The organism is Mucilaginibacter kameinonensis (genome assembly GCF_003675385.1).
Lineage (GTDB): Bacteria > Bacteroidota > Bacteroidia > Sphingobacteriales > Sphingobacteriaceae > Mucilaginibacter > Mucilaginibacter kameinonensis.
Genome location: NZ_RCWZ01000002.1, coordinates 643,383 through 655,611 on the forward strand (window position 1 = coordinate 643,383; position 12,229 = coordinate 655,611).

7 protein-coding genes are annotated in these 12,229 nt (G+C 44.4%); all 7 read left to right on the forward strand.

Annotation, left to right across the window (positions count from 1 at the left end; all coding sequences use genetic code 11):
• The first annotated feature begins 205 nt into the window (after positions 1–205).
• The 7 genes from EAH55_RS09720 to EAH55_RS09750 all read left to right on the forward strand — a co-directional run bounded on the left by EAH55_RS09720 (position 206) and on the right by EAH55_RS09750 (position 12,208).
• Positions 206–652 (forward strand): Fur family transcriptional regulator, encoded by a 447-nt coding sequence (locus EAH55_RS09720; protein WP_121809445.1) that lies wholly within the window; start codon positions 206–208, stop codon positions 650–652.
• Positions 649–1,461 carry an N-acetylmuramoyl-L-alanine amidase family protein gene (locus tag EAH55_RS09725; RefSeq protein ID WP_121809446.1) on the forward strand — a complete coding sequence of 271 codons (813 nt, stop codon included), beginning with the start codon at positions 649–651 and terminating at the stop codon, positions 1,459–1,461. The genes EAH55_RS09720 and EAH55_RS09725 overlap by 4 nt, the downstream gene beginning before the upstream one ends.
• Positions 1,462–1,630: 169 nt before the next feature.
• Positions 1,631–3,943, forward strand: coding sequence for a glycoside hydrolase family 20 protein (locus EAH55_RS09730; RefSeq protein ID WP_121809447.1), 2,313 nt, complete (start codon positions 1,631–1,633; stop codon positions 3,941–3,943).
• A gap of 252 nt (positions 3,944–4,195) precedes the next feature.
• Entirely contained in the window at positions 4,196–5,626 is a 1,431-nt protein-coding gene (locus EAH55_RS09735) for a serine/threonine protein kinase (RefSeq protein WP_121809448.1), read from the forward strand.
• Positions 5,627–5,644: 18 nt separating this feature from the next.
• On the forward strand, positions 5,645–6,610 hold the full coding sequence (locus tag EAH55_RS09740) for a hypothetical protein (RefSeq protein ID WP_112568041.1): 966 nt from the start codon (positions 5,645–5,647) through the stop codon (positions 6,608–6,610).
• Positions 6,611–6,700: 90 nt separating this feature from the next.
• Positions 6,701–8,128, forward strand: a complete 1,428-nt coding sequence (locus EAH55_RS09745; RefSeq protein WP_121809449.1) for a PP2C family protein-serine/threonine phosphatase — start codon at positions 6,701–6,703, stop codon at positions 8,126–8,128.
• A gap of 3 nt (positions 8,129–8,131) precedes the next feature.
• Positions 8,132–12,208 (forward strand): FtsW/RodA/SpoVE family cell cycle protein, encoded by a 4,077-nt coding sequence (locus tag EAH55_RS09750; RefSeq protein ID WP_121809450.1) that lies wholly within the window; start codon positions 8,132–8,134, stop codon positions 12,206–12,208.
• Positions 12,209–12,229: the final 21 nt, after the last annotated feature.

The following is a 12,229-nucleotide window of genomic DNA, read 5'->3' on the forward strand; positions in this document are numbered from 1 at the left end:
GCCACAGGAAATTCTTTTATGCATTTTTGATATTCAATTGCTTTTTGAGCCCGGCTTGCAATCATGAAAAGCATAACGTTTTGATATCTAAGCATCATACTAAGCCAATAAAAAATACCGTTATAAAAGCCGGCAACTAATAGCGCATATTATACGTACCATTATTAAATTAGCGGCCTTATAAAAATAAAGACCTGATTAATACATGACACAAACCCGGGATATCCATCATTTTGAGCATTTGCTTGATAAGCATCACCTGAAAAAAACCGCGCCTCGATTGCGGGTTTTGTCAATGATGTCGTCAAGGCATACGGCTACTTCCCAGCCCGATCTGGAAAGCCTGATGCATGATATCGATAGGGTTACCCTTTACCGGATCCTGAACGCTTTTGAAGAGAAAGGGATCATTCACAAAGTATTTGATCTGGACGGAACAGCAAATTATGCGCTGTGTTCATCAAACTGTAATGAGCACGATCATCATGACGAGCACCTGCATTTTAATTGTACACAGTGCAAAAATGTATATTGTTTAAATGATCTGAACCTGCCTGCTATCAATCTTCCGGCAGGTTTTGAGCCGCATGGCTTTACTTTATATGCGCATGGCTTGTGTCCAAGATGCAGTAAAAAGGCGGTTAAGAAATGAGATACTCCGCTTTCCTGGGGATAACCATCCTGTTGTTTTTGTTTCAAAGTTCATTCGCGCAGCAAAAAGATACTATACCGGCTGCTGTTTCAACATTTAAGTTTAAAACGGTTGTTATAGATGCCGGGCATGGCGGTAAGGATGCCGGTGCACGCGGCTCGCATTCGTTTGAGAAAAATGTAACGTTATCGATAGCGCTGAAACTCAAGGCAGCATGGGATACGGCCATCACCGATGTAAAATCTATCCTTACCCGTACCGATGATACTTTTATTCCGCTAAACCAGCGTTCGGCTATTGCCAATCAAAATCATGGCAATTTGTTTATCTCCATTCACTGTAACTCGTCGCCGGAGGGCACTGCCGCTCGTGCGCATAAACAAAAAGGTGTATTGTTATTGGTATACGGTTTCCATCGCCTTAAAGAACAGGAAGAGGCAGTACGTGAAAACTCTTCTATTTTCCAGGAGAAGGATTACAAGCAAAACTACGAGAGCTATGACGAAAGTGATCCCTCCAACCTCATTATCCTTAATGCCTATATCCAGAAATACCGCAAACAAAGCATCCGTTTCGGCGATTTGCTTGACGACGAATTTACCGGGATAGATGGGCGCGAAAGCAATGGCGTAAAAGAGCAGGGCGTATTGGTGCTGGCCCACAGCGCTATGCCCGCTGTACTGATAGAAACGGGTTTTATTAATAATCCTGAAGAAGAAGAGTATCTGAATTCCGACGAAGGGCAACATGAAATTGTAATGTCGATCATCCGGGCGCTTCGGAATTACCGGAAAGCGATAGGGTCGTAAGTGCCCATAAAATTAAACGTAGAGACGCATCACATGCGTTTTTTTGCCTGCACTGCACGGGATTGTCCTGTGGGAGACACATGTGATGCGTCTCTACAAAAAACCTTTTAACGAGATTCTTCCCTTTCCATCATCAAAAAAAGTATATTCGGTTTTACATTTACTTTTGATGATCAGTTATAATTTACCCTCGCGCAAACGCATAAAAATTGTTGCTTTAATTCTGTTGTGTATTGGCTTTGTTTTGCCAGGTAAAGCGCAGACCGGCACACAGGGCATTATACCGCAGCCTGTCAAAATAAAAAGTGACAACACAGTCTATGTATTTCCACGGGAATTTAAAATTGGTATAGGGAATGGTATTGGTGTAAATAATGTTACCTTTTTCAGGGATTATATACGTTTGGTAAGAGATATTCATGAAACTACGCCGTTTGTAAATCACAAGATGACTGCTTCAAATTTGTGGCTTCAGCTTAATCCGAAGCGCGTTAGCCAACCTGAAGGATACACCTTAGAAGTTAAACCTCATAGAATAACCATCACCGGGCATGACGAGGCCGGTGTTTTTTATGGCTTGCAATCGCTTATTCAATTATTAGATATCAGTAAAGATAAAATAACGGTTAAAGGCTACTCCATTACCGATTATCCCCGTTTCGCTTACCGGGGCATGCACCTTGATGTAAGCCGTCATTTTTTCGATCCTCAAACTATTAAAAAGTGGATTGACCTGCTGGCGTTGTACAAGATCAATACTTTCCATTGGCACCTTACTGATGATCAAGGCTGGCGCATCGAAATAAAGAAATATCCTTTGCTGCAAAGCGTATCTGCTTACCGCGATGAAACCATCATCGGCCATAAAAAAGATAGTCCGCACAGGTTTGATGGTAAACGCTATGGCGGCTATTACACGCAGGACGAGGTAAAAGATATTGTAAAATATGCTACCCAAAGACATATCACCGTGATCCCGGAAATTGAAATGCCGGGGCATGCGTTGGCTGCATTGGCCGCTTATCCACAATTGGGCTGTACCGGCGGACCGTATAAAGCCGCCACTTATTGGGGGATTTTTGATGATGTGTATTGTGCCGGTAATGATGAAACTTTTACTTTTTTACAAAACGTAATGGATGAGGTGTTGCCCCTGTTCCCCTCAAAATACATCCATATTGGCGGCGATGAATGCCCTAAAACCAAATGGAAAGCCTGCCCTAAATGTCAAAAACGTATTAAGGACGAACACCTGAAGGATGAAAAGGAACTGCAAAGCTATTTCATCGGCCGTATGGAAAAATACCTGAACAGTAAAGGCAGGCAAATCATAGGCTGGGACGAGATATTGGAGGGCGGACTTACACCCGGCGCAACCGTAATGAGCTGGACGGGTGAGGAGGGTGGTATAGCCGCAGCCAAACAACATCATGAAGCCATCATGACGCCCGAAAAATACGTGTACCTGGACTATTACCAGTCGCTTTATGCTGCCGAGCCATTAGCGGGTGGCGGTTACACGCCGTTAAGCAAAGTATATAATTACGAACCGATAACCAGTGAGCTCAGTGGTGAGGAAGCCCAATATATCAAAGGCGTACAAGCCAATGCTTGGAGCGAGTACATGGCCAGTCCGGCACAGGCCGAGCGGCAGTTATTTCCGCGGATGCTGGCTTTGGCCGAAGTAGCCTGGAGCTCTAAGGAAAACAAAAACTATGATGACTTTTTAAAACGACTGAGGTATCATCAACCGTTACTCAATCTGAATATAAATGCTGCCGAGGTATTTGACGAGATCACCGATTCTGTTACCGAAACAGCAGATCACCTGGTAGCCTTAAATCTCCATACCACCTTACCAGGTGCCAAAATATTTTATACTACAGATGGCACCGAACCTGGGGTGAATGCCAAAGAATACAACGGCCCCATCACTGTTGCTTCAACCGGAGCGATCAAGGCTGCAGTTTTTATGAAAGATAAACAGGTTGGGCGCGTTTATGAAAAATCGTTTACCATTCATCAGGCTATTGGCAAGGCGGTAACACTTAAAAATCAGCCGCAGGGGGGCTATAATCCCGGTAATACATTTGGTTTGGTAAACGGTGTTTTCGGTAGTAAGCTGTATAATGATGGGCAGTGGTATGGCTTCAGTGGAGATGATCTGGAAGCAGTTGTTGATCTCGGATCGATGCAAGGTGTATCGAAATTAGGCATCAATATCTTAAAATACCACTGGCAAAAAATGTGGGAGCCAATGCTGCTAACCTTTGAGGTATCGGCAGATGGTACTAACTACACCGAGGTTTACCGGCAAACGGATTTCCCGGATAATGGCATCAACACGGTACGGGCCAACATCAAAACACAGCAGGCGCGTTACATCAGGGTAAAGGCAACAAATAAAGGCATTATTCCGCCGGGCGAGTACATCGCCGGAGCAAAGGCCTGGTTAATGGTGGATGAGATAATTATTCAATAAGGAACCATGATTTTTGTCTGAACTCGAATTTATCGAATTAGGGGAATTTATTGAATTTGCTAAGCATTCTTTCCATTCTTTAAATTCGACAAATTCGAGTTCAGACAGAATTCTTAATCAGCGTAATCAACGAAATCACCCTAATCAGCGGTTATTTTTTTATATTTTTATACCAAACACTAATGCCTGCGTTATGTTGAGTAAAAAGTTTTTAATATTTGTCACTAATACTGATTCCCCAAGTATAACTCAATGAGCAAAGTATTTACTATTACCGAAGGTTTGGAAAACATGGGGGCTTTACGAACGGGCGGTCAGGGCTCTGTTTATAAAGGTCGCCGTTATGGGCCTATTATTACCGCGGTAAAACTCCTGCCAACACCTATTCATACCGAAAGTACCGACGATAAAAATTTTCGTAATTTCCAGAATGAGGTCGAAAAATTAAAAAAGGTAAACGAAGAACCTAATCCCAATGTGGTTAAGATCCTTAATTCGGGCATTACCGAAAGTGGCTCGTTCCCGTTTATCGAAATGGAATATATTGATGGTCCCGATCTGGAAGATCTGCTGAAGCCGCCTCATGAGGCCATCTTCAATATTAAAGAGATCATTAAACTGGCCGATCAGCTGGCAAACGCTTTATCGCACTGCCATAAGGTTTCGGTAAAGCACGGCGATATCAAAAGTAATAACGTAAAATTTAACGTACACACCGGCAATTATGTACTGCTTGACTTCGGTCTTTCGGCTATGTCTGATGATCAGCGCCGCACCAGTATTCGCCATGCCGGGGCTATTGAATTTATGGCGCCCGAGCAAAACGAGGGCCTGATGTATTTCCAAACGGATGTGTACAGCTACGGTATTATTCTATATGAGCTGATAGCCGGCCAGGTGCCTTTTCCGTTAAAAGACAATGGCGAAACAGCCCGTACAGCCGTGATGCTGGCCCATATGGAATCGGAAGTTCCGGATGTGATGGAACTGCGCCGTAAAAACCTACCCGAAAGCTGGTCGGAAGAGCAAAAGGAAATGCAGATGCAGGTTCCGGCCTGGTTGTTACAGATAGTTGCCAAATGTTTGCAAAAGGATGTCAGTAACCGGTACGCCAACGGCATCGAGCTTCAGGAAGCTTTAATGCAGGGCAGTATTGGCGCTATCAGCCCAACGCATCCTGATGAATCATGGAATACCGAAGTTTTGCTGAAGGAAAACGAACGCCTGCAAGGCCTTGTTTTATATTACCAGGAAAACGAAAACAAGCAGCCTGCACAGGTAATTAACAACGCCCCGGTTGATAATAAAGCTGTGCGTATGTCAAAACCTATTTTCGTTTTGTTCATGATACTGCTTTGCGGTTTCACTGTGTTTTCGGCAGTGGTGATGGATAAGTTTGGTGGCCGCATTTATCATGGCGTGGTGAACAGGTTGTTTAAATCCTCGAAAAAGCAGACCGACTCAGCTGCAAATAATAAAGCAATTCTGCCAGAAAAAAAAGATTCTGTTACACAGGAACCTAAAGCAAATGATTTTAGGGATGAAAGCAATATCCCACCCGAAGTGGATTCCACTGCCGATTCGATATTACGCAACATTCAGCGTGCAAAACAACAAAAACAGGATACCCAGTTTTACCGCGACAGTGTAAAAAGGGCGGACACCTCTAACTTAAATTTTTAATGATTTAGCAAATACGGAATGGAACCTAAATCAACTTTTTGGAAACGAATTGGTCTGCAGGATTGGTTTTTGCCCAACGGAAAACCGGTAAATGAAGAGGCCGTTAAAATAAAAGCCCTCACGCCTGATGACGTGTATATGTACATCATTGAAAAATTCAAGGAATCAATCAAACAGCTGTCTTTTGCCGATAGGGTAGTTTTTTACCACGAGTTTATCATCAGCTTTAATGAGGAAGACTACCAGGATTTTGTGAATAACAGATCGGGCTTGTTCGGCATCATTGTTAATGAATCGGTGAAGAAATTTTACGAGCTGCTGCGCGAATACCAGGAAGTAGGCAAAAAGGTAGAGCCTTCAAGCTCAAAATGGGTATTCAGGCTGGTATCGCACCCCGATTACAAACGTGGCGATAAAGGCTTTATAGGAAAACTGCTGCCCGGTACAAGTAATAAAAAGGAAGAAAACCTGCGGGTTACTTTCATTCCCCGTCAAACAGGGGTTGCCCAAACGCTTGATATCAGCAATGATGTTTTAAAAGGTTTCACTTATTATAGCGAGGGCTATTACGAATTGCCTTACGCTAACGATCTGCATTATAACGAAAAAGAGGTAAGCAAGCCCGGAACCAAGGTATTGGCCCGTTTGGAAACTATTATGCCCGATAAGCAATTTGTTGGCCGTAAGGTAGAATACCTGGTAAAGGACGATGATATCGTAGTATCGGGCGAGGACGAGGAAAGGGACGAGCAGGCGGTATTCAAAGTGCCGTCTGAATGGGTAAATACGCCGCACCTTCGCATCAGGTTAAATAAAGCTGATGGTAAATTTTACCTGGCCTCATTTGGCGAGCGTACGCTGATCAATGAAATGGAAGTAGCCGGAAGCGATGTAAACTCGCCGCAATGGGTGGAGCTGCCGTTCAACTCCAGGATATTGCTTAACGGTATAGTAGGTATCAACATATTTAAACCCGAACCATAATGTCACAAATATTATCAATAGGGCTGCTGGCTATATGTGTGCTGTTATTGGTAGCTCATTTTATCGACATAAAAAAATCCAGTTAAAACCATGGCAAATAATTTTTTCGGGATAACAGATACCGGTAAACAAAGGCAAAACAATGAAGATGCCTTTATTGCCGAAAAATCGGGCGATGGTAATTTTATCATAGCCTGTGTGGTTGATGGGGTAGGAGGTTATGCCGGTGGTGAAATAGCCGCCGAAATTGCCCGCGCCACCATCCTGGAGCAGTTGCAATACATAGCAGGCGATATTGTGCCGTTGCTGGTAAATACGTTCACCATTGCCAATCAGCGTATTTATGATGAAAAGGTACAGAACAAAGAGTTGGAAAATATGGCCTGTGTGCTTACGCTGGCCGTTGTTGATGTGATCAATAATAAGTTTTACTATGCCCACGTAGGGGATACCCGCCTGTATTTGCTTCGCGATTATTCACTGATCAAGATCTCAAAAGATCATTCTTTTGTTGGCTTCCTGGAAGATTCCGGCAGGCTGACCGAAGAAGCGGCTATGGATCATCCCAAACGCAACGAGATCAATAAGGCACTTGGTTTTGCAGGACAGATCAGTAAAGACCCTGATTTTGTAGAAACAGGTAATTCTCCGTTTTTGCCGGGCGATATCCTGTTGCTTTGCAGCGATGGCCTCACCGATCTGGTTGACAAAGGTAAAATCACCGAAATTCTTACAAGCAGTGACAACTTGCCTCAAAAAGGTAAAAAACTGATTGATGCTGCCAATAGTCGGGGCGGCAAAGATAACGTGACCGTGGTTTTGGTTCATAACGATAAAGAACGCAAACAACACAGTGCCACCAAGCCCGTAGTTGCCGCAAAAACGGTAGATCAGCCAGAAGTAGTTCCTGCGCCGATAAAGAAGCAGGAGGAGCCCGAACCTGTAGTGAAAACCAAAGGCAATGGCGGTACAGTAGCCATACTCACCCTGCTCTGTTTCATTTTTTTAGGCGGATTTATCTGGCAGTTTAAAAAGAACGCCGACCAAGCCGCTATCCCCAAGAAGATAGATACCCTGGTGGCCCGTCCGGTGAAAAACGCAGTAGAACTTAAGCTACAGGATACCATCAATAAATTAAAAGGCCATACGCTATTACTTTCGGCAGCAGATTTTCAGCAGCCAATTGTGTTGAGCGATACCTTGCATATCAATAAGGATAGTCTTTACATCAAAACTAAAGGTGCCATTGTATTTAAAAAAGATTCAATCTATAAGGGGCCTGCTATTGTGTTGGCTGCAAATTGTAAATATGTAGTGCTTGATAGTGTAGCCTTTGATGGTTTCCCCACAGCTATCGTGACGCATAATGATGCTTTGGTTTTGAAAAATGTGCAGTTCAATAACTGTTTAACACCGGTACAGGTATCGTACCTGTTCCCTAATAAAAAATATATCTCAGGCAGGTTGTTTGGCAGTATGTTCAAAACTGATTCTGTCCCAACTAAAGCTACCCACTAATAAATGGCCCAGGAAAAACCAAAAGTACCCGGCAGAGGAATGGAGCGGCTGTTCCTGTTGCTTACAGGCATACTGCTGGCCGTTTTATTTGTAAGGCTTTACAGTGTGCTGCAACTTAAGTTTACCGATGTTGATAAACGCCTGAAAGATGGTACAATCGTAAATCTTAATTCGCCCAACACTGCCCAAAATGTAAAAGCGTTGCTTAAAAAGGGCTATTATTTCGATGATCCGCGTGATGTGGATTACATTGAATCCGTAATCGCATCCCGTAAAGCAGCCGGCGACCTGGTTGATAATACCGGCGAACTCAACAAACGCAAATATTATGTAAATGCCGATGAGGCTTTTGAAAAGGGTGGCGAAACTTTCAAGAAACGTGTACTTACTTCCCGTACGCTTTTAGGCTATACCGGCGATGACTCTATTCGCTTTGAGCAGGAATTAAAGAATCCGCCATCTTTGGGTGCCCAAACAGACCTCAACCTCGGCGAATACAGCATCAAAGGAACTATAGCGCATAAAGGCGAACCTGTGCCCGGTGTATTGGTTAAACTAACCATGATATTGCCTCGTGATAGTATTTATAGCGATGAAGAAACCGGGGCGAAGACGTCTTTTTCGGAAAACGGCTCATCGTACAAAAAACTGTATGTGCTTAACGATCAGAAAAAGAAAGTACTACAGTCATTAACAGCATTTACGCGTACCGATGCCGAAGGCCGGTTTGTGTTTGCGCAATTGCCCACGGGTAAAGCATTTTCGGTGTTGCCGATGCAACCAGGTTTTGAATTTGGCCGCTCGCAAGGCATTGATGAGCTGGATAAAGATGTAAGCTTTAAGTTTAGCCAGGCGCCACATAGCATCAAGCTGCTTTCTACCCGCGATTTTAATATCCTGAAAAAAGAAGGCGCGTTCATAGTACGTTACCAGGATGAGTTTAATATGTGGTACTGGATTATAGCCGGCAGTTTTTTTGCCGGGTTTATCATCGTACACTTATTACTCAGCGCGCGGTATCCCAACGCCGATCAGATCATTTTACCGCTGATCATGATGCTTACCGGGATCTCGTTCCTTACCCTTTTAAGTTTGCAGGACCCACTGCGCGACAGGTTTTTGGCTAAGGATACGCTTATTTATCTTGGTATAGGTATAGCAGGCATCTGTATTATTCAGTTGTTTAACCTGCGTAAGCTCAATCCGGATTCGGGCTTTTACCGTTTGCTTATTTTTAAATGGAGCAGGAGCGCTGCCAACGGCTGGCCATGGGCTATTGTAGCAATGGCTATACTTTTCTCTACTATTTTATTCGGCTCCGGTCCGGAGGGTAGCGGGGTAAAAGTTAACCTGTTGGGTTTTCAGCCGAGCGAGATTGTGAAGTATCTCATTGTTATTTTCCTTGCAGGATTTTTTGCCACTAACGAAAAATTCATCAGTCAGTACGCCAGCTGGAGCAAGCGTTGGTCGTTCTTTTCGTTCGCGCTTATCGCTACTATAATCACGCTGTTACTGTTTTTGGTTTTGGGCGATTTGGGCCCGGCCATGGTAATTTGCTTCACTTTCATTATCCTGTTCTCGTTTTCGCGGGGCGATTTCCTGTACATGGCCGGCTTTGTGGTGCTGTTTGTACTTACCACATGGTTTTTTGATAATGTGTGGCTTAGTGCCCTTATCACGTTCTGCTCCCTTGGCGGCGTTGTGTTTTTCAGGCGCAGAAGGTTGAGCGAATCGGCCATTATGGCTTTGGTGGTGATCACAGCGTTTTTAACCATTGATAAAATTCCTGGTCTTGATAAAATCATCCCCGGTCCGGTAGAGCGTTTGGTGGAGCGTAAAGCCATTTGGCAGGATGCCTGGAATAACGAGGTATATGGCGGCGACCAGGTAGCCAACGGCCTTTGGGCTATGGCCAGTGGTGGCTTAAGCGGGCAGGGCGTAGGGCAGGGCTTTGCCAAAACAATTCCTGAAGCACATACCGATATGATCCTGCCATCTATCGGCGAAGAATTTGGCTGGGCCGGTATGGCAGCCGTGTTCATCCTGTTTTTATTGTACCTGCATCGGTCTATAATCATAGGCAGGCAAACGGGGATGCCACTACTATTCTACCTCAGCGCAGGCATAGGGGTATGTACCTTTGTGCAGTTTTTGCTGATAGCGGGCGGCTCTATTGGCGCGTTGCCATTATCGGGTGTTTCCCTGCCTTTTGAAAGTTATGGTGGCTCATCGCTGGTAATAAACCTGTTAGCGGCCGGTTTCCTGTTATCTGTATCTTCGGTACGTGGTACGGCAGTGCAAATGGATTATATCACCAAACAACAGGACAAAAACCTGGTGCCTGCATTGGCGGCTGCGTTGGCCGGAGTGATATTGCTGGTAACCAATGTTTCACGTTATACAACTGATAATAAACAGTGGGTGGTAAAACCTGCTTTAGTTGCCGATAAAAGCGGACTGCGCATGTTTAGCTATAATCCGCGTATAGCCATATTAATGAACAGATTGCAGGCCGGTACTATCTATGATCGTAACGGACTTATCTTGGCTACCAGCAAGCCCGAGCTTATCGAAAAACAAAAGAATAAGTTAAGCGCTTCGGGCATGCTGCATTATGACCTGGATTCTGCTATGCACAAGCGTTTGGACAGGTTTTATCCTTTTGAAGAGCAAATGTTTTTTTGGACGGGCGATCAAAATACCGGGGTATTTAACGGGAGCACCAATGGTTATTTTGCCGAATATGAACATGCCGCCGAGCTTCGCGGTTTCCATATGCCTATTACCAATTATAACGTTAAGGCATCACGCTACCAGGAAGACCGGTTTTTGCCCCGCGGCATGAAGGAAATGACCGTAGCTAAAAAAGATTACAGCGCTTTGGCTAACCTTCTTATCAGCGACATCAACGGACCGGAAGTAGAGGCGTTTAAAAATAAGAATCGCGATGTAAAGCTTACGATGGATGCCGATTTGCAAACCAGTATCCAGCAATCTATAGCGTCTGACACTTCGTTGTATGATAACCGGGTTTCCGTTGTGATTGTTGAATCAAATACCGGCGATGTGCTTACCTCTGCACAATATCCGTTGCCTCCGGTGCATAACTGGGATCAGCTTACTATGCCCCTCGCCGATCAGAATAAGCTGGCAACATGGTTAACCACTACCGATCTGGGTTTTACCTATGCCAGTCAACCGGGTTCAACAGCCAAAGTTTTAACGGCGATGTCGGCATTTAATAAATTGGGAATAGCCGCCGCTGAAGTACAGTATCATGTAAGCACCGAAGAGCGGATCCGTACCAAAGGTATCGAGCCCGATGAAACCGGGATGATCACGATGGAACGGGCTATCGCCAAATCAAACAACGTTTACTTTATTAAGCTGGCCAACCAGGAGCACCTTGAAGAATACATGGCTACGCTGTATCTTAAAACAGGTATGTTTTTGCATGGGGTAGGTGGTTATTATTACAATAAGCCAGTGCTAAACGTCTCTCAGGAAGATAAGTGGCGCGCTTTATGGCGTAAAACCGAGTTTAATACCAAGCCACGGTACGATCCTAATAATATCCATAAAACAAGGGCCAAGGGTATTTCGGGTATGGCTTGGGGACAGGGCGAGTTGATTGCTACTCCGGCAGCAGTGGCGAGACTGGTATCCGGCGTAGCCAATAGCGGCGTATTGATGCCTAACAGGTTTGCGCTTAAAATTGCCGACTCGACAGTGAATGTGAAAAGCGGCATCAAACTGGCCGATGACCCGCGTTATGCCGCTTTGTTAAAACAATATATGATTGAGCAAAGTGCGCCTAAAACGCCTATATTAGGTATAAAGGTTGCGGGTAAAACCGGTACGCCCGAGCGTATTGTCAGGAATCAGAGTGTTAACGATGGCTGGTATGTTTTCTTTGCACCAAAAGAAAAAGGCAGCGGTTATATCGTAGTTTGTATCCGTATTGAATCCACACGCGGATCATCAGACGCGGTGCATTTGGCCGGGAACCATGTGATACCATTCCTGTTAAAGAAGGGTTACATAAAAAGCATGGAAGCGGAAACTACCACCGAAGAATAGTGTTTAAGCAGAAAGGAAAGA